18 protein-coding genes and 1 tRNA gene are annotated in these 18,641 nt (G+C 71.9%); 7 read left to right on the top strand and 12 right to left on the bottom strand.

Features of this window, described 5'->3' with window-relative positions:
• Positions 1–161 precede the first annotated feature (161 nt).
• A complete protein-coding gene (locus OG948_RS49370) occupies positions 162–1,028 on the top strand; it encodes an SAM-dependent methyltransferase (RefSeq protein WP_331771590.1) in 867 nt (288 codons plus the stop codon).
• Positions 1,029–1,166: 138 nt separating this feature from the next.
• Here the strand turns inward: OG948_RS49370 and OG948_RS49365 are convergent, their stop codons facing one another.
• Complete coding sequence (locus tag OG948_RS49365; RefSeq protein WP_331771589.1) at positions 1,167–2,612, bottom strand: amidase family protein; 1,446 nt, start codon at positions 2,610–2,612, stop codon at positions 1,167–1,169.
• Positions 2,613–2,788: 176 nt separating this feature from the next.
• Here OG948_RS49365 and OG948_RS49360 point away from each other — a divergent pair, with 176 nt between their 5' ends.
• From OG948_RS49360 to OG948_RS49345, 4 genes are all read left to right on the top strand, one after another.
• Positions 2,789–3,907, top strand: coding sequence for an MBL fold metallo-hydrolase (locus tag OG948_RS49360; protein WP_331771588.1), 1,119 nt, complete (start codon positions 2,789–2,791; stop codon positions 3,905–3,907).
• Positions 3,908–4,121: 214 nt separating this feature from the next.
• Complete coding sequence (locus tag OG948_RS49355) at positions 4,122–4,613, top strand: cupin domain-containing protein (protein WP_331771587.1); 492 nt, start codon at positions 4,122–4,124, stop codon at positions 4,611–4,613.
• On the top strand, positions 4,592–5,173 hold the full coding sequence (locus OG948_RS49350; protein WP_331771586.1) for a hypothetical protein: 582 nt from the start codon (positions 4,592–4,594) through the stop codon (positions 5,171–5,173). The genes OG948_RS49355 and OG948_RS49350 overlap by 22 nt, the downstream gene beginning before the upstream one ends.
• Before the next feature lie 72 nt (positions 5,174–5,245).
• The gene (locus tag OG948_RS49345; RefSeq protein WP_331771585.1) at positions 5,246–7,216 is read left to right on the top strand and encodes a hypothetical protein; all 1,971 of its coding nucleotides are present in this window, start codon (positions 5,246–5,248) and stop codon (positions 7,214–7,216) included.
• Positions 7,217–7,279: 63 nt separating this feature from the next.
• Here the strand turns inward: OG948_RS49345 and OG948_RS49340 are convergent, their stop codons facing one another.
• Both OG948_RS49340 and OG948_RS49335 read right to left on the bottom strand, forming a co-directional pair.
• Entirely contained in the window at positions 7,280–8,725 is a 1,446-nt protein-coding gene (locus OG948_RS49340; protein ID WP_331771584.1) for an MFS transporter, read from the bottom strand.
• A gap of 125 nt (positions 8,726–8,850) precedes the next feature.
• Positions 8,851–9,771, bottom strand: a complete 921-nt coding sequence (locus tag OG948_RS49335; protein ID WP_331771583.1) for a class I SAM-dependent methyltransferase — start codon at positions 9,769–9,771, stop codon at positions 8,851–8,853.
• 77 nt (positions 9,772–9,848) lie between these two features.
• On the opposite strand from OG948_RS49335, the gene OG948_RS49330 reads away from it, so the two are divergent.
• Positions 9,849–10,433 (top strand): helix-turn-helix domain-containing protein, encoded by a 585-nt coding sequence (locus tag OG948_RS49330; RefSeq protein ID WP_331771582.1) that lies wholly within the window; start codon positions 9,849–9,851, stop codon positions 10,431–10,433.
• A gap of 101 nt (positions 10,434–10,534) precedes the next feature.
• Here the strand turns inward: OG948_RS49330 and OG948_RS49325 are convergent.
• A tRNA-OTHER gene (locus OG948_RS49325) sits at positions 10,535–10,654 on the bottom strand.
• A gap of 155 nt (positions 10,655–10,809) precedes the next feature.
• A complete protein-coding gene (locus OG948_RS49320; RefSeq protein ID WP_331771581.1) occupies positions 10,810–11,478 on the bottom strand; it encodes a TetR family transcriptional regulator C-terminal domain-containing protein in 669 nt (222 codons plus the stop codon).
• Positions 11,479–11,535: 57 nt separating this feature from the next.
• Between OG948_RS49320 and OG948_RS49315 the strand changes: the two genes are divergently transcribed.
• The gene (locus OG948_RS49315) at positions 11,536–12,216 is read left to right on the top strand and encodes an SGNH/GDSL hydrolase family protein (protein WP_331771580.1); all 681 of its coding nucleotides are present in this window, start codon (positions 11,536–11,538) and stop codon (positions 12,214–12,216) included.
• 120 nt (positions 12,217–12,336) lie between these two features.
• On the opposite strand, the gene OG948_RS49310 is transcribed toward OG948_RS49315, so the two are convergent.
• The 7 genes from OG948_RS49310 to OG948_RS49280 all read right to left on the bottom strand — a co-directional run bounded on the left by OG948_RS49310 (position 12,337) and on the right by OG948_RS49280 (position 18,626).
• On the bottom strand, positions 12,337–12,816 hold the full coding sequence (locus OG948_RS49310) for a carboxymuconolactone decarboxylase family protein (RefSeq protein WP_331771579.1): 480 nt from the start codon (positions 12,814–12,816) through the stop codon (positions 12,337–12,339).
• A gap of 2 nt (positions 12,817–12,818) precedes the next feature.
• On the bottom strand, positions 12,819–13,892 hold the full coding sequence (locus tag OG948_RS49305) for a dihydrodipicolinate reductase (RefSeq protein WP_331771578.1): 1,074 nt from the start codon (positions 13,890–13,892) through the stop codon (positions 12,819–12,821).
• 260 nt (positions 13,893–14,152) lie between these two features.
• The gene (locus tag OG948_RS49300) at positions 14,153–16,558 is read right to left on the bottom strand and encodes an excinuclease ABC subunit UvrA (RefSeq protein WP_331771577.1); all 2,406 of its coding nucleotides are present in this window, start codon (positions 16,556–16,558) and stop codon (positions 14,153–14,155) included.
• A gap of 233 nt (positions 16,559–16,791) precedes the next feature.
• On the bottom strand, positions 16,792–17,223 hold the full coding sequence (locus OG948_RS49295; RefSeq protein WP_331771576.1) for a GNAT family N-acetyltransferase: 432 nt from the start codon (positions 17,221–17,223) through the stop codon (positions 16,792–16,794).
• Between the two features lie 82 nt (positions 17,224–17,305).
• Positions 17,306–17,764, bottom strand: a complete 459-nt coding sequence (locus tag OG948_RS49290; RefSeq protein WP_331771575.1) for a hypothetical protein — start codon at positions 17,762–17,764, stop codon at positions 17,306–17,308.
• Positions 17,765–17,894: 130 nt separating this feature from the next.
• Positions 17,895–18,059, bottom strand: a complete 165-nt coding sequence (locus tag OG948_RS49285) for a sigma factor-like helix-turn-helix DNA-binding protein (RefSeq protein ID WP_406300905.1) — start codon at positions 18,057–18,059, stop codon at positions 17,895–17,897.
• 54 nt (positions 18,060–18,113) lie between these two features.
• Positions 18,114–18,626 (bottom strand): methylated-DNA--[protein]-cysteine S-methyltransferase, encoded by a 513-nt coding sequence (locus OG948_RS49280; protein ID WP_331771574.1) that lies wholly within the window; start codon positions 18,624–18,626, stop codon positions 18,114–18,116.
• Positions 18,627–18,641: the final 15 nt, after the last annotated feature.

Here is an 18,641-nt window from a genome sequence, read left to right as displayed (position 1 = left end):
CGGAACGGCCAGGGCGCCGCGAAAGTGGTCGACGTAGGGTCGGCGGCCCTGGTTGCCAAGGGACTTGGGCTCACCGGGCGGCAGGCGGCGGTGGCCCGTTCCCCGGGCGGGCGCAGTAGTCTCGGTTGGTCCGTGGGAGTGGCTTCGCGAAGGGTGAGCGCGTGACGTCGATATCGAGCAGCGACGAGGACGCGTGGCGGTTGCCGCGTCTGGACGAGGTCGAGGCGGAATCCGTCGCGGCGCGGATCGACACGAGCATCCCGCACACCGCCCGAATCTACGACTATCTGCTGGGCGGCAAAAGCAACTTCGCGGTGGACCGCGCGGCGGCCGAGCACATCCTCGCCGCGATTCCGGATCTGCCCACCACGCTGCGGCTCAACCGGCTCTTCCTCCAGCGCAGCGTCCGCTATGCCGCACGGCGCGGCATCCGCCAGTTCCTGGACATCGGAACCGGCATCCCCACCGGCGGGAACACGCACGAGGCGGCCCACCAGGTCGCGCCGGACGCTCGCGTTGCGTACGTGGACAACGACCCGATCGTGCTCGTGCACGGGCGGGCACTGATGACCGACGGCGGCTCCGGGCGAACCACCTTCACCCAGGCGGACCTTCGCGACCCGAAGGCGATCCTGACCGCACCCGAGGTGGTCGAGGTGATCGACTTCGCGGAGCCGGTCGCGGTGATGCTGGTGGCGATCCTGCATTTCATCAAGGACGAGGAGAACCCGCACGAGATCGTCGCGACGCTGCGCGACGCGCTCGCCCCGGGCAGCATGCTCATCCTGTCGCACGCCTCCTTCGACGCCGATCCCGCGCGCGGACAGGCGGGGGCCGCGGGCTGGAAGAACGCCTCGGCCGAGATGACGATGCGTGGCTACGACCGCGTGTTGTCCTTCTTCGACGGCTTCGAGGTGGTCGAACCCCCCGGTATCCGCCCCCACTGGAACCCGGACGGCGAACCCGACGATCCCCTGGACGCGGTCGAGAACGTCTGGGGTTACGGCGGGGTCGGCATCAAGCGCTGAGCGACTCCCGCGGGTTGCCCCACCCCGCGGCCTCGGGCCCGTCGTCCGCGAACGCACGACGACGGGCCCGAGGTACGGCCTCCGGGTCCGGGCGCCGGTCACCGACGACGGCCCGCCGGCCGGCCCGGTCGCCCGCCGTCAGCCGCCCACCGCCGCCGGCGGCCACGGCGCCCGCCCGGCCCACGGCGCCGCCTCTTCCAACTGCGCCGCCATCCGCAGCAGTTGCGCCTCGGCACCCATCCTGCCGGTGAGCTGGATCGCCACCGGCAGCCCCGCCTCGTCGAACCCCGCCGGCACACTCGCGGCCGGCAGCCCGGAGACGTTGAACACCGAGGTGAACCAGGTCATCCTGGCGGCGTTCGCGTACATGCTCGCCGGGTCGCTCGTGTCCAGGACGCCGAGTTCGGGGACCGGAACGCCCAACGTCGGGCTCAGCCACACGTCGTGGGCGTCGAAGAAGGGCGCGACCTCGCGGCCGATCCGAACCACCGTCTGCAACGCCCGGACCAGGTCCTGCGCGCGCATCGCGGCCGTACGCTCGTACACGGCCCGGGTGAACGGTTCGATGTCGTCCTCGCGCAGCTCGCGGCCGAGTTCGGCGAGCCGATCCTCGATCTGCGTGTGGGTGGCCGCCGCCATCACCTGGCCCAGGGCCGCGCCGGTCGCCGGACCGTCCCAGACCGGTGCGCCCTCCTCGACCCGATGGCCGAGTTCGGCGAGCAGCGCCGCCGTACGCTCGACCGCGCGGACCGCCGCCGGGTGCGCGGCGACCCCGTCCACGTTGGCGGTCGAGAAGCCGACGCGCAGCCGGCCGGGCGCGGCGTCCAGCGCGCCGAGGAACGATCCGCCGGGCGGCGCCGGCAGCGCGGCGTACGGGTCGCCGGGAAGCGGACCGGCGACGACGTCGAGCAGCGCGGCCGAGTCGCGCACCGTACGGGTGACCGCGTGCGCGATGGACAGCGGGTAGGCCAGCCCGGACAGACCGTGGTCGTCGGGGACACGTCCGCGTGAGGGCTTGAGCCCGAACAGTCCGCAGCAGGCGGCCGGGATGCGAATCGAGCCGCCCCCGTCGTTGGCGTGCGCGGCGGGCAGCATGCCGCCGGCCACGGCGGCGGCCGAACCGCCGGAGGAGCCGCCGGTGGAGTGGGTGAGCCGCCAGGGGTTGTGCGAGGGGCCGTGCAGGAGCGGCTCGGTACTGGCGTTCTTGCCGAACTCGGGGGTGTTGGTCTTGCCGACGACCACCAGCCCGGCCCGGCGATAGCGGGCGACCAACGCACCGTCGTGCTCGGCGATCGCGTCGGCGAACAGGCGCGATCCCTGCGTGCTCACCATGCCCGCGACGTCGCAGCCGAGGTCCTTCACCGCGAACGGGACCCCGCGCAGCGGCCCGTCGGGCAACTCCCCCTCGGCCTCGGCCCGGGCCGCCTCGAACCGCGTGGACACGAACGCGCGCAGGAGCGGGTCGCGCTCCCCGATCCGGGCGATCACGGCGTCCAGGATCTCGGCCGGCTCGACCGCGCCTTGGCGTACGAGACCGGCCAGCCCCACCGCGTCGTGCTCGTCCAACAGCTCATCGGGGTTCATCGCCGTGCCTCGTTTCGCTTGACTCGATCGATCAAATGCATGATGCAGTCAAGTAATAGAGATGGCAAGGACGTCGAACGGCCGCACCCCACGGTGTCCACAATCACGAATCGGGGAACGTGTCACGCCCGCCGGCGGTTGAAGCATCCGAGGACGACACGAGGAGAGTGTGACGGATGGCGGGAAACACTTCGGCTCGGCGACTGGTGGCGGGCGGGCTGGCGCTGGCCGCGGCCGGCTGGGCACTGCGCGACGTACCGGCGGAGTTCGGCGGCAAGGCGGAGGGCGAACGACTCGCCCGCTTCCTGCGCTCGCCACAGTTCCAGGACGGCGCGTTCCGCAACCCCGTCCCCGCCGACATGCTCACGGCCGGCAGCGCACCGCAACTCATCGGGCAGATGCTCCGCAACCGCAGCGAGCGCCGGCCCGCCGGACCCGTACCCCTGGTCACCGCCCCCACCACGCTGCCGCCCACGGACGGCCTCAGCGCCATCTGGTACGGCCACGCCACCACCCTCGTCGAGATCGAGGGCCGCCGCGTGCTGTTCGACCCGGTGTGGAGCGAGCGGGTGTCCCCCTCCCAACTCGTGGGCCCACGACGGCTGCACCCGCTCCCGGTACCGCTGGCCGCGCTGCCCACCCTGGACGCCGTGGTCATCTCGCACGACCACTACGACCACCTCGACCGGGCGACGATCCTCGAACTCACCGCGACCCAGACCGCGCCGTTCCTGGTCCCCCTGGGCATCGGCGCGCACCTGGAGCGCTGGAACGTGCCCGCCTCCAGGATCATCGAGCTCGACTGGGAGGAGGACGCGGCCGTCGCCGGCCTGCGCTTCACCGCCACCGCGGCCCGCCACTTCTCCGGTCGCACCCTGCGCCGCAACGACACCCTGTGGGGCTCCTGGGTCGTCGCGGGCGCCCGGCACCGGGTCTTCTACGCCGGCGACTCCGGGTACTTCGACGGCTACGCCCGCATCGGCGCGGCCCACGGCCCGTTCGACCTGACCCTGATGCCGATCGGTGCCTACAGCCCGAGCTGGCCCGACATCCACATGAACCCGGAAGAGGCGATCGCCGCCCACCTCGACCTCGGCGGCAAGGTGCTGCTCCCGGTGCACTGGGCCACCTTCAACCTGGCCCTGCACCCCTGGGCCGAGCCCGTCGACCGCCTGTGGCACGAGGCCAAGGCGAAGGACGTACAACTGGCCATCCCCCGCCCCGGCGACCGCGTCACCACCATCGACCCCACCCAACCGACCCCCTGGTGGACCCTCCTGACCGCCCAGACCTGACCCGCCCGGCCCGAACGCGGGGCAGCCCTGGACGGAGCGGAAGAGCCGGGTCGGGTCCGAGCCGGGGGTGTCGGCCACGATCCGGGTCAGCGTCTCGCGAGTGCGCGCGACGGGGCGCGCACCGGCCCGCTCCGTCAGCCGGCGCTCGAAGTCGGCGTGAAACGCGCGCACCAGATCGAGCATCTCCCGCCCTCCCGGCGCCGGATGCAGGCGCTTGGCCCGTCCGTCGGCGGGGTCGGGGCGTTGTGTTCCGGCCGCGCCCAGCCGGGGCTCCAGCGAGAACTCCGCCTGGCGGCTCACCCTCAAGCCCGGCAGCTCGGCCCCGCCGCACGCCCTCGACCGGGAGGAGATCTTCGTCGCGATCTCCGGCCGGCTCACCGTGACCATGGACGACGGCACGTTCGACGTGGAGGCGGGCGACGCCCTGGTGGTCCTGGCGAACACACAATTCGCCATCGCCAACCACGACGACATCCCGTTCGAGGCCGTCGTGATCCTCCTCGTCGGCGGTCGGGGACTGATCCCCGGCCAGGCCCCGTTCATCGCTCCCTGGGCTCGCCGAGGCGAAGGCAAAGTCGCGCTCGTGCGCCCCGCCCTCCCCCGGCGGGGCCGCCCGACGCCGGCGGGCCGACCGTCGACGGAAGTACCATCGGCCGCCTGTGATCTCACCGACGGGAGAACCACATGCGGGCAATCGTGGGCGTGACCGTATCCGCCGTCCTGTTGTTGGCGGCGTGCAACGACTCCGACTCCGCCAAAGACCGAACCTCGCCCCCGCCGGCGCCGTCGTCCCCGGCGGCCCCGCCCTCGACGACCGCGCAATCCTCGACCCCACCGACGGCACCGACATCCGCGCCACCGGCCACGTCCGCGTCGCAGACGCCATCGGCCGGCTCGGGAACACAGCCGGCCCAGGGCAAGACGACCGAGGCGGCGGTCCAACGCTACGAGCAGTACCTGCACGCCCTCGGCCGTGAGGACATCACAACGGTCTGCGAGATCGCCGGTCCCGGGGCGAAGAAGGCCGAGGCCGAGGGCGCCGGCCCGTGCACCTCCAGCTTCGCGGTCGTCTTCCGAATGATCTCCGCGTCGCAGAAGAAGTCCCTGCAAAGCGCCACGGTGGACCCGAAGCGGGTCTCGGTACGCCCATCCGACAAGGTGCTGATCCCGGCCGCGGCGATCCAGGCCTCCACCACCTTCACCTCGAGCGACATCGGCGACCGCACCCTCCAGTACCTCGGCAACGCTTGGTACGTCGTCGACTGAACCACCTCCCGTGGTGTGCGTCCCGCGCCGCCGGAGTCCCCGGCGTCGGCGCGGTCCGATAGGGATATCCGCATGACGCATCCAGCGGACCGAGTGGACGACCACCAAACGGACAGCGAGCTACGGCGCCTGATCGGCGGCGCCGAGGCCTCACTCACACGAGTGTTCACCGGTATCGAGCACACCGCCGGCTACCTCTCCCACACGTGGGATCCACCGGCGGGCACGGGCGGTCCCCCGGTGGTCCTGGCAGGACACTGGGTCCGCTGCATCGGGCGGATCGGCGTGCTCGCGCTCCGCGCGGCCACACCCGCCGTCCGGCCCGAACGCCGCGAACGACTCCTCACGTTCCTGGAGTCGTGGGCGGACACGGTCTTCGCCGATCCCGAGGCCCGCCTGCGCATCGGTCGGGTCCGCGACGGCGTCGGCGCGCGCGACGAGCGTGGTGCGACGGTCGTGGTCGGGCCGCCCTACGGCCTCCGTCTCGCCCTCGAACTGCGGGCCGGTGACGCCGAGCCACCCGGCCTGGGCACCCTGGAGGACGCGGCCGAGCCCGCGCCCGGCTGGGGCACCGCACAGCAGTTGCGCCGCCTCGTGCACCTCGTGCGCACCCGGGGTCCGATGCCGTGGGACCCCGCCGCGGTGGACGAACTGAGCCTGGCCACCGGCCTGTCCCGCCCCGGAGCCGCGCTGATCCTGGCCGGCAGCCCGCGTGACACCGGGTTGACCATGCGGGCCGCCGACCACGAACGCCGGGTCATGGCCCTCAAGGTCACCGAATGCGAGGTCGGACTCGGGGAGTTGGCATCGCTGACCGCGCAGGCACAGTTGCGGCTGTTCGCGAACGTCCTGCCCGACGACCCCGCGGCACTCTGGGAGCCCACCGGCCCCCGCGACCTCGCGGGCCGTGTCGCCGCCGCGTGGCAGGCCACATACGGAGTGCACGTCCCGATCCCGCCCGAGACCCTCACCCACGTGGGCGGCCTGGGCGCCAGGACGGCGGCGGCCGACCTGTGCGCGGCGTTCGCGCGCCCCGCCGACGAACCGATCCTGAGCACCGACCAGGACACGCCGCTGCGCGACAGCCACAACGGCGCGCACATCGCGGATCTGACGCGATCGCTCCACATCCACAACCTGATCAAGGACATCGCGACTCTCCTCCCGGTGTTGTACGCCGAGTTGCCGGCCGGCGACCCGGTCCGGTCCGGCATCCCCGCGGTGATCACGGCCCTGCGGAATCGGCTCGAACACCCTGGCGTGCTTTTGTACGCGAGCTCGAAGTTCGACGAATCCGCGATCACCATGGAGGCGTTGGAGCAACTGTTCGGAAAGACGCCCTACCACGGCCCCGAACCCTTCCAGCGCCCGTCGATCGACGACGGACTCACCGTGGCCTTCCTCAACCCGCCCCATAAACACTCGAATTGGACCCCGGTTCCGACCGCCTACTTCCGACCGGCCCACCTTGGCGACGACGCACGTTCGCAGATCCTGCGCCGCATCGACCCGAAGTCCGAAGGCATCACGGCCGTCGACCGCATACGCGGCACCTACTTCGACGACATCGCGAAGCGAGTCGCCTCCGACGACCTGTCCCCCGGCCAGTACGAGGCGAATCCCGGTGCCTCCGCCCCCGACCTGGTCGCGCGGGTCGCCGACGAACTGGGCCTGCACGCCGACGCGGCCACGCTGTACCTGCAACTTCTGGTCTTGGAGTCGCCCACCGACGCCCACACCCGGCGCTGGAACCACTGGAGTCCGGCCCGCCACCGCAAGGCCCGCGCCGCGCTGGCCGACACCGATCTCGTCGTCCAGGACAAGCGCACCCGCGCCGGACGCACGCTCTTCCTGCCCGGCGCCTGGGTGGGGGCCACGACGAGGGGGATCCCAGCGATGGAGACCTGGAAGGCAGGTCTTCTCGGGGTGACCCTCACCCCCGGAGGGCGCGTGATCACCTCCCGCTCCACCGTCGAGCGCACCCTACCCGACCTGTTCGCCCACGCCTGGTCCCTGACCCGCTCCGGAGAAGGGCCGGCCTGACCGCAACCGCCGCCGCACCCGCGCCGCCGCCGGATGGCCGGCGCGGTCCGAGTGCCACCGCGATCACCCGGGCGACATGCGCCGCGCGAGCACCCGCCCACCGATCGCGAGCGCGAGCGCGACGACGATCAGCGTCGCCGCGACCGCGAAGGTGACCCGCGTCCCGGTGGCGACGGCCCCACCCCGGGCCGTCGCCACGTCGTTCGTCGCCGACGCCACCGCGAACACCGCGCCCATCACCGATGTACCGGTGATCAGCCCGAGATTGCGCGACAGGTTGAGCATGCCGGACACCACGCCGCGTTGATCCGGCCGGATGTCGGCCATGACGACGGTGTTGTTCGCGGTCTGGAACACCGCGTATCCGGCGGTGACGACCACGATCGGCGCAAGGTAGCCGACCACGCCGAACCGCGCCGGAGTCACCGACAACACGAGGGCGCCGACCGCGATCCCGGTCAACCCGACGACGGTCATCCGCCGTGCGCCGAAACGGTCCGCGATCCGGCCGGCCGGCACCCCGGTCAGCGCGGCGACGATCGGACCGACCGACAACACCAACCCCACCCGGGCCTCGTCCAGTTCGAGTGTGCGGGCGAGGTAGAACGGCCCGACCACCAGCGTGGCCATCATCACCGTCGAGACGAGCGTGCTCATCGCCAGGCTCGCGCTCAGCACCGGATCCCGGAACATCGCCAAGCGCAACAACGGCGCGACGGCCCTCGCCTCGGCCCGGACGAACAAACCCACTCCGATCGCGGCGACCACCAGCAGGGCCGCGTTGAGCACCCCGAAGCTTCCGCGCCCGATCGTCATGGCGAGCGCGTAGGCGGCGAGCGTCAGGGCGAGCAGCAGCGTGCCCACATGGTCGAACCGCGCCCGAACCGGGCCGGATCCCGCGCGATCGGCGGGCAGGTACCGATGCGCGAGGGCCAGCGTCACCACGCCCAGGGGCACGTTGACGAGAAAGATCGCCCGCCACCCGGGCCCGGCGATCAACGCACCGCCCAGGGACGGTCCGAGGGCGGTACCGATCGCGGACATCGTGCCGAGCAGCCCCATCGCGCTGCCGGTCCGCTCCTTGGGCACCGTCTCGCCCACGAACGCCATGGTCAGGGCCATCATCACGGCCGCGCCGAGCCCCTGCGCGGCCCGCGCGGCGACCAGCAGCCACAGCGTGGGGGCGCTGCCGCACAACACCGAGGCCACCGTGAACAGCAGGATCCCGGACAGCAGCAGCCGGCGCCGACCGATGATGTCGCCGAGCCGTCCGACGCTGACGATCACGGTGGTGATCGCGAGGAGATAGGCCAGGACGACCCATTGCACCGCCTGGAAGGACGCTTCGAAGGAGTGCGTCAACGTCGGCAGGGCGACGTTGGCGACGCTGGTGCCCAGCGAGGACAGCAGCATGGAGAGCGAGAGACCGGTCAGTGCCCATCGCACCGCGGGTGTCCGTATCGCGCCTGCGGTGGTCGTCACGTGCGGTTGCGCACTGGTTGCCTTCACCGTGAACTCCGTTTCCTGGTGGCTGCGAGGCCCGGTGGTCGGCTCACCGGCCGGATGCGATGCGTGCGGGCCGCCACCCGGGCCGGCCGGGTCCGGCCCGCGCGGAACCCGCGTGTCCGGCACGATCAGCGGGCCGGGCGCACACCCGTGAAGACCGTGCCGACGGACAGCAGGAAGGCGTCGGGCCGACGCAGGACCCCCTCCGGCGCCGCCGGGTCGAGCAGTACGTCGAGCGTCGTGCGGTCCACGTCGTCCAGGAACTCGCCGACCGTCTCCCGCGCCCGGGTCAAGTGGCCGCTCAGGAAGGCCCGAGCCGGAGCGCTCAGCGGAGCCGGTACGTCCAGGAGTGTGGTGAAACCGCCGACGTCGGTGAGTCCGGCGCGGCCGAGCATCGCGGGCCAGTCCTCGATCACATCGGTGCTGCCCGGCAGTTCGGCGCGCATGAGCTCGAACCAGTGCTCCCCGGCGGCGTCCAGCCGGGCCTGGAGGCCGGGCTTGCCGATGCCGATGTCGCGCGGGAGGAAGCGCATCGGCAGGCCGGCCTCCGCCACGGCGAGCAGGCCGCCGGGCCGCACCACGCGGGCGAGCCCGTCCACCATCGCCTGCTGATCGCCGACATGGTGCAGGGCCATGCCGCTCCAGACCAGATCCGCCGTGCCCGGACCGTCCACCCCGACCCGATCCCCGCCGACCACGTCCTCGGGCAACTCCGCGCATCGCACGGACACTCGACCGCCCAGGCCCAGTCGCTCGGCCCGCGCCCGCACGCGATCCAGCAACCCGGGTGCACCGTCCACGGCGACCACCTCGGCACCCTCGAACTCCTCGGCGAACACGCAGGCCATCACGCCCGGCCCGCTGCCGATGTCCAGCACGCGCCGCACGTCCCGCGTCGGGCCGAGCAGTTCCCGCAGCCGGGCCGCCGTCCGGCGCAGGACCGGGAGTTGCACGTCGCCGACGGCTTCCAGGTGGGCGGCCATGCGCTCCCAGTCGATGTCGATGTGGTGGTGTCCGGACCCGGGGTCGGTGCTGCCGTGTGGGTTCATGCCGAGGAGGGTGCACCCGGGGTACGGGTCCGGCAACTCTTGTTGCCAATCCCGGGACGGCGCGGTGGAATGCCCCCATGGAGAAAGCACCGCCGTACCGAACGGTCCTCGACGAGGTCGCGCCTCGGCTCAGACGCCTGCGCGCGCAACGCGGCCTCACCTTGGCCGCGCTCTCCGAGGCGACCGGCATCTCCAAGAGCACCCTGTCCCGGCTGGAGTCCGGACAGCGCCGCCCCAGCCTGGAGTTGCTGTTGCCGCTGGCCGGCGCGTACCACGTGCCCCTGGACGAGTTGGTCGGCGCTCCCGAGGTGGGCGACCCGAGGGTCCGCCTGACGCCGCGGGCGCTGCCCAGCGGTGGTACGTCGGTGGCGCTGACCCGAAGTCCGGGCCCGCTCCAGGCATTCAAGATGATCATCGCCGACCGGGGCACCGAGCCGAATCTGCGCACTCACGAGGGCTACGAGTGGCTGTATGTGCTGGACGGCCGACTGCGACTGGTCCTGGCCGACCACGATCTGGTTCTCGGTCCCGGTGAGGCCGCCGAGTGGGACACCAGGCTGCCGCACTGGTTCGGCAGCGCGGACGGGCGCCCGGTGGAGATCCTCAGCCTGTTCGGCCGACAGGGCGAACGCATGCACGTGCGCGCGAAGCCGCGCACCTGATCACCGACGGGCCCGCGCCCCCGGCGCCGGGCGGTCCCGGAGGCGGGCGGTCCCGGAGGCGGGCGGTCCCGGAGGCGGGCGGTCCCGGAGGCGGGCGGTCGCGGTGCCGACGGGATTCGAACCCGCGGACAGGGTCGGGCAGGCCCGCCGTACCCCCGTCAGTCGACGCGGCGGGAGACCTCCGCCACGTCGATCGCAATGGGCCGCTCTGCCACGGCACCGCAACCTGCGGAACTGCGCAATCCCGCTGCGCCGACCCTAGGGCCGGGTCGGCGGCGGAGCCACCGGATTTCGCCGGGGCGGCGGGACGCGGGGCGGACCCGTGCGCACCGAGCCGGGCAAAGCGGGGATCCGGTGCACGGGTGCGCCGTCGACCTCAGGCGCGCGGTGTCAGGAAACCGTCGAGCACGCGCCGGATCCGGTCCCCGGCCCGGTCGTCGCCGCAGCGCAGGGCGATGTTCGCCGCCTTGAGCACCGCGTCCAGTTGGAAGGCGACCAAGTCGGCGTCCGATCCGGCGAGTTCGCCCGTGTCCGCGGCGTACCGGAGTTCGCGGGCGAGCAGCGCGAGCCAGTCCCCGTGTTGCCGCAGCAGCGCGTCGCGGACCGGGCCCGGGTGGCTGTCGAACTCGGCGAGATTCGCCCCCCAGAAACAGCCGCCGGCGAACAACGGCGCCTCGGCGTAGGCGATCCAGTACTCGGTCAGCGCGCGCACCCGTGCCGCGCCGTGCGGCGCGCTCGACGCGGGCCGCACGACCGCGTCCACGAACGCCTCGCCCGCCGACGCGACGGCGGCCAGTTGCACCTTCTCCTTCGACCCGAACAGGGTCGCGATGCCGCTCTTGCTCAACCCGAGGTCACCGGCCAGCCGACCGATGCTGAGCCCGTTGAGCCCCTCCGCCGAGGCCACCTCGACGGCATGCCGGGCGATCTCCCGTCTGGCCCGGGCGCCGCGCAGCAGCCGCTGATCGGAGGTCTCCGGGGTGACTCGATCGGCGGTGCTCGACGTCGGCTCGGCGACCGCCGTCGGCTGCTCTGGCTCGCTCATGGGTCCATCCTGCCACCTTCTTGCAGAATCCACACGAACGATCGTACGTTTACTTTCGTGACCGAGACCACGCACGTCCTCACCGAGGAATCCGACCCGTTCTGCCTGTCCCCGGCGCACGCCGCACGCCTGCTCGCCGACGCGCCGTGGCGCCGCTTCGCCGTCATCGGCGACAGCCTCTCCGCCGGAGTCGGCGACCCGAGCCCGGGGTACGGCGCCCTGGGCTGGGCCGACCGGGTCGCGGGTGTACTCGGCGACGTCCGGCCCGACCTGGCCTACCTGAATCTCGCCGAGGTCGGCGCCACCACCGCCGGGACGCTGGCGACCCAGACCGATCGCATGCTCGCCTTCGGCCCCGACCTGATCCACCTGCCCAGCGGCCCCAACGACCTGTTCCACGCGACGCCCGACTTCACCGCCATCGAGCGGTCCTTGCGGCGACTGTTCGAGATCGCCGCCGACACCGGTGCGCGGACGACCGTCTTCACCCTCGGCCGGGCCTTCGTGGTCCCGCGATTCCCGGACTGGCCGGACCGGGTGTGCCGGGTCAACGACATCACCCGCGAACTCGCCCGCGAACACCACGCCGTGCTCGTCGACTCCTGGGACCACCCGATCAACGACCGGCCGAATCTGCTGAGCCGGGACGGCATCCACTTCTCCACGTCGGGCCAGGCCGTGCTGGCCGCCGAGGTGATCAGGGCACTCGCCGCCACGCTCGGCGACGTCCCCGCGTGAGCGCCGGCGTCCACGCGCCGACCTCGGCATCGCGCTCGCGCGATTCGCCGCGGTTCACGTGCTCCCCGGCGGCGGCCCACCGATCCCCGGAACACGGGGCCGGGGGCCGCCCGGGGTCGGTCAGTGGCCGGGCAGGACGCACACCGAGTCGAGGCCCAGCACGTGGTTGAGCCGACCGAAGGCCAGCCAGGAGCCGATGGCCATGCTCAGCTCGACGATCTCGGCCTGGGTGTAGTGCGCGGTCATCCGGGCCCAGAACTCGTCGTCCAGGTTGTGGTGGTCCACCGCGTACCGCTCGGCGTACTCGGCGGCCAGCCGGGTGCGGTCGTCGAAGACCTCGGTGCTGCGCCACTCGGTGACCGCGACGTCGAACCCGTCCTCGACCTTCTCCCCGTCCCGCTCGGTGCGCCAGTCCAGGCAGAAGATGCACCCGTTGATCTGCGCGATCCGAAGCCGCGCGGCCTCGAACTCGCGCAGCCCCAGCTTCGAGGCGTCGTAGACCTTCATCGAGAAGGTGGAGGCGGCGATCCCGATCTCGGGCACCATCTCCGCCCACACGTAGGCGAGCGGGTCCTTGTCCTCGGGAATGTCGATGCGCATGGTTACTTCCTTCCGAGCTTGCCGACTGCGGGACGGAGCGGAATGTCGAGCGCGTCGTAGAGCCCCGGCTCGGCGGCCACCAGCCAGTCGATGGCGCCGACGAGCCGACCGACCGCGGTGGCGTTGCCGCCCGCCGACCGGTTCGTGCCCTCGTCGGTGGCCTCGACCGTGACCTCGATCCGCGGGCGTCCCTCGATGACCACGCGGTGCGCCCCGTCCCCGTTGGGCGGGACCGGCCAGTCGGGCGCGCAGGAGGGGTGGATGCGGGTCACGTGCTCGATCACGATCCGGGGTTCGCCGCCGACGATGCCCTGCACCTCGAACCGCACCGCGCCCTGGGTCCCGGCCTCGAACTCGCCCATCGTGGTGGTCCGAACGGTCGTCTCCAGCGGACGGCGGTCCATCGTCTCGCGGATCTCGTCCAACTCGACGCCCAACGCCCGGGCCATCAACCGGATCTGCCCGCCCCACACCATGGTCGGCATCTCCGGCCACAACATCGGCGCGCCGTAGTCCATCGGCTGACCCATGCCGACCAGATTGCGGACCGAGTCCTCCTGGTCGTAGGTGGAGTAGTCGAAGATCTCCTGGCAGCGGATCGCGTCCACCGTGGTGCCCAATCCGCTGATCAGCAGCGGCAGTACGTCATTGCCCCAGCCCGGGTCGACACCCGAGACGAACAACGACCCGCCGCCGGCGGCGATGGCGTCCAGCACCGGCTCGCGCAACTCCGCCGGGGCGTTGCGCTGGTCGTAGAGCGCGTACAGGGCGGGCGTGACCACCACGGCCCCGGCTCGGATCGCCCGGACGATGTCGGCGAGCGCCTCGTCGGGGCGGATGTCGCCGGACGCCGCGTACACCACGGCTCCCGGTCCGGCGGCCAACACCGCGTCGATGTCCTCGCCGGCCGCGACTCCCAACTCGTGGTCGAGCCCGGCGAGTTCGCCCGCGTCGCGACCGACCTTGTCGGGATTGTGCACGAGAACCGCCGCGAGCTTCAGCGCCGGATGCGCCTCGACGGCGCGAATGGCCGCGCGGCCGACGTTCCCGGTACCCCAGACAACCGTGGAAATCATGCGCTGGAGGTTAGCGAGGGCCCCCTACAGTTCATAGACCCACGCAAGGAAAAGATGAACGGTTGGCCCGAATCTCCGCACAGGCACGCCGAATCGGTGGCCTCGACGGTCGCTACGGCATCGACCGCGAGCGGGATTCGAGACCGCCTCCCGTCCGGCCGCCACACCAGCCGCGGAGGAGCCGCTACCGGGGCCACCACAGCGGCCACGGTAGGAACCGCAGCACGAATCGCGGCCGCACGGAGGCTCGCAACGCCCGGTCAGCCGCCGACGTAGGCCGCCAGGTGTTCGCCGGTGAGGGTGGAACGGGCGGCGACGAGGTCGGCGGGGGTGCCCTCGAAGACGATCCGACCGCCGTCGTGGCCGGCACCGGGGCCGAGGTCGACGATCCAGTCGGCGTGCGCCATCACCGCCTGGTGGTGCTCGATGACGATCACCGACTTGCCGGAGTCGACCAGCCGGTCGAGCAGGCCGAGCAATTGCTCGACGTCGGCGAGGTGCAGGCCGGTGGTCGGCTCGTCGAGGATGTAGACCCCGCCCTTCTCGGCCATGTGGGTGGCCAGCTTGAGCCGCTGCCGCTCGCCGCCGGAGAGCGTGGTGAGCGGCTGGCCGAGGCTGAGATAGCCGAGCCCGACGTCGGCGAGCCGGCCGAGGATGGTGTATGCGGCCGGCGTACGCGCCTCGCCGGTACCGAAGAACTCCAGGGCGTCGGCCACCGACATCGCGAGCACCTCGCTGATGTCGCGTCCGCCGAGGTGGTATTCCAGCACCGACGCGTCGAACCGCCTGCCCTCGCACTCCTCGCAGAGGGTGGCCACGCCGGCCATCATCGCCAGGTCGGTGTAGGTCACGCCGATGCCGTTGCAGGTCGGGCACGCGCCCTCGGAGTTGGCGCTGAACAGCGCCGGCTTCACGTCGTTGGCCTTCGCGAACGCCTTGCGGATCGGGTCGAGCAGCCCGGTGTACGTCGCCGGGTTGCTCCGTCGCGAGCCGCGGATCGCACTCTGGTCGACCGACACCACGCCCACGCCCTCGGCCGCCGAACCGTTGACCAGCGACCCCTGCACGAGCGAACTCTTGCCGGAGCCGGCGACGCCGGTGACGACGGCGAGCACCCCCAGCGGGATGTCGACGTCGACATCGCGCAGGTTGTGCCGCGTCGCGCCGCGGATCTCCAGCGCGCCGGTGGGCGTGCGCACCGTCTTCTTCAGGGACGCCCGGTCGTCGAAATGGCGGCCGGTGACCGTACCGCCGGTCCGCAGTCCCTCCACGGTGCCCTCGAAGCAGACGGTCCCGCCCGCCGTACCGGCGCCCGGGCCGAGGTCGACGATGTGGTCGGCGATCACGATCGTCTCCGGCTTGTGCTCCACGACCAGCACCGTGTTGCCCTTGTCGCGCAACCGCAGCAGCAGGTTGTTCATCCGCTCGATGTCGTGGGGGTGCATGCCGATGGTGGGCTCGTCGAAGACGTAGGTGACGTCGGTGAGCGAGGAGCCGAGGTGGCGGATCATCTTGACGCGCTGCGCCTCACCGCCCGACAGCGTGCCCGAGGGCCGATCGAGTGAGAGATAGCCCAACCCGATCTCCACGAACGAGTCGAGCGTCTGGCCCAGCGTCTCCAGCAGCGGCGCCACCGACGGCTCGTCCAGGCCGCGCACCCATTCGGCCAGGTCGCTGATCTGCATCGCGCACGCGTCGGCGATGTTGACCCGCTTGATCTTCGAGGACCGCGCCCCCTCGCTGAGCCGGGTGCCCTCGCACTCGGGACACGTGGTGAAGGTCACCGCGCGCTCCACGAACGCCCGGATGTGCGGCTGCAGCGCCTCCTTGTCCTTGGCCAGGAAGGACTTCTGGATCTTGGGGATCAGCCCCTCGTAGGTGAGGTTCACGCCCTCGACCTTCACCTTGACCGGCTCGTGGTAGAGGAAGTCCTGCATCTCCTTCTTGGTGAACTTGCGGATCGGCTTGTTCGGATCCAGGAAGCCGGATTCGGCGTAGGTCCGCACGGTCCACCAACTGTCGGACTTCCAGCCGGGGATGGTGAACGCGCCGTCGGCGATCGACTTGGAGTCGTCGTAGAGCTGGGTGAGATCGATGTCGGAGACCGTGCCCCGGCCCTCGCACCGCGGGCACATGCCGCCGGTGCGGTTGAAGGTCGCCTTGACTGCCTTCTTGGCACCGCGCTCGACGGTGATGGCGCCACTCGCCCGGACCGAGGGGACGTTGAAGGCGTACGCGCCGGGCGGGCCGATGTGCGGCTTCCCGAGCCGGCTGAACAGGATGCGCAGCAGCGCGTTCGCGTCGGTGGCGGTGCCGACGGTGGAGCGGGGATCGGCACCCAGCCGCTGCTGGTCGACGATGATCGCGGTCGTCAGCCCTTCGAGGACGTCGACCTCGGGCCGCGCCAACGTGGGCATGAAGCCCTGGACGAAGGCGCTGTAGGTCTCGTTGATCATCCGCTGCGACTCCGCGGCGATCGTGCCGAACACGAGCGAACTCTTGCCCGAGCCGGAGACACCCGTGAACACCGTCAGCCGGCGCTTGGGGATCTCGATGCTGACGTCCTTGAGGTTGTTCACCCGCGCGCCGTGCACTCGGATCAGGTCGTGGCTGTCGGCGACGGCCGGCGCGGGCGACTGCGTGTCCGTCCTGGTGACCGGGCTCATCGTGTCTCCATCCGTTGGGCGGGGCCGCCTGCGCGGTCGGGCGTCTCGTCCATCTCGCGCCGAGCCCGGCCCGAGGGAGACGGGCGAGGCGCCGGCCTCGCCGGCAGGGTAGCGCGACCGGTGGGCGGGACCGCGTGGTCATCGCGTTCGACGACCACGCGCCTCACGCTACGGGGCCGGGAACGGGCCGCGCTTCTCCGTTCCTGATCCGTCGCGGACGGATCCCGGACGGCTCACTGTTCGCCCAGGACCATCCACTTGTCGGTGTCGGCCAGCGGTTCGAAGCCGACCTGGGCGTACACCGCGTGCGCGTCCGCGGTGGCCAGCATCAGACGCCGCAGCCCGGCCGGCTCGAGGTGGTCCCGGATGACCGCGACCAGCGCCGTGCCCAGGCCCTTGCCGCGTACGGCCGGGTCGATGTAGACGTCGCACAGCCAGCCGAAGGTGGCCCCGTCGGTGACCACGCGGGCATAGCCGACCTGGGCCCCGGACGCCGTGTCGTAGAGCCCGAAGTTGAGCGACCCGGCGATCGCCGTGTCCTGCTTCTCCCTCGGGCGGCCCATTGCCCAGTACGCGTCGAGGGACAACCAGCGGTGGATCAGCGCGGTGTCGAGCCGGGTCGGATCGGTCGAGATCTCGTACCCGTCCGGAAGATGTATGACCATGCCCGGATCCAACCAGCCCACCCCGTCGGCCGACCACCGGATATCGGCGCGCGCGGCCGGCGGACGGGATCGGCGCGCCGGATCAGTGGGCCGGCACCAGGGCCTCCGCGTGGGCGCGGAGCACGGAGCCGCGATCTCGCTCGGGGCCGACCAGGCGCAACCGCAGGAGATGCCCCCGGCCGGGTCCCGGGGTGTCGCGCTGGAGGGTGCCGGTGACGCAGTCGAAGGTGGCCGCGTCGGTGTGCCGTACGAAGAAGGCGGGGCCTGCGATGCCGGCGAGCAGTTCGATGGCGTCGGCCAACAGGCGTGGGCTGCGGGGCCGGGCGTGCTCGACGTCGACGGCGTAGACGCCGTCCGGCAGCACCTCGGTGCCGCGCAGTCGCCAGGGCGAGCCCGGGAGGTCGCAGGCGACCCGGAGCCTGGGCAGCAGGTCCGCCGCGGGGTCCGCCGCGGTCCACCCCGGGCGGGTCGTCTGATCGGCCAGTTCGCGCAACGCGTCCCCAGGCGCCTCGTCGCCCGACACGCCGAAGAAATCGTCCATAAATGTCACTGTAAGTCGAAGTCTCGCAACCGGCTTCTCCGGGCCGGCGGCTACGGGCCGGCCTCGAGGCTCGGCAGCGCGGACTTGATGGCGATCCCGCGTCGTCGGACCGCTCCCTTCGAAGTGGCGCTCAGCGATGTGCGCAGGGCCTTGATGCCGTCGGCCGCGGCGCGGCGGGCCGCGGCCGCGGCCCGCCGATCAGCTCGGCGACGTCCCGGTGGGGCAGGCCCGCGAAGTGGTGGTAGGCGACCGCCTGCCGCTGCTTGGTGGGGAGCGCCGCGACCGGGCGCCACAGGTCGTGGTCGACCGCGTCCCGTGCCCGTTCGGCTGCGCTGCGGGCGCCGACCGCTCAGAACAGCCGGGCCGCCTTGGTGCTCTCGGACTCCTCCAGGTCCAACAACCGCCGCTTGCGTTCGAGTCCGCCCGCGAAGCCGGTCAACTTCCCGTCGCTGCCCACCACTCGGTGGCAGGCCACGATGATCGAGATCGGGTTGTGCCCGACCGCCTGGCCCACCGACTGGGCCAGCGCCCTGTTGCCCAACCGCTCGGCGAGCGCACCGTAGGTGGTGGTCTCACCGAAGGGGATCTCCCTGAGCATGGCCCACACCCGCTCCTGGAACGGGTCGCCGTGCGTGGCCAGCGGCAGGTCGAACGAGGTCCGCTCACCGGCGAGGTACTCGGTCAACTGGGTCGCCGCCGCCGCGAGCAGGGGGTCGTCCCGGTGCTCGACCCGCGCGCCCAGGCTCTCCTCGGGCGGCATGTACCAGTGGTGCGGGAAGTACAGACCCACGATGGCGTCCTGCGCCGCCACCACGATCAGCCCGCCGAGGGTGGTGTCGACGATCGCATGACGTGTGTTCATCGTGCTGCTCTCCTC

This window comes from Embleya sp. NBC_00888 (assembly GCF_045207655.1).
GTDB lineage: Bacteria > Actinomycetota > Actinomycetes > Streptomycetales > Streptomycetaceae > Embleya.
Note: the sequence above shows the minus strand (reverse complement) of the source record. Positions and strands in the feature narration are given on the sequence as shown.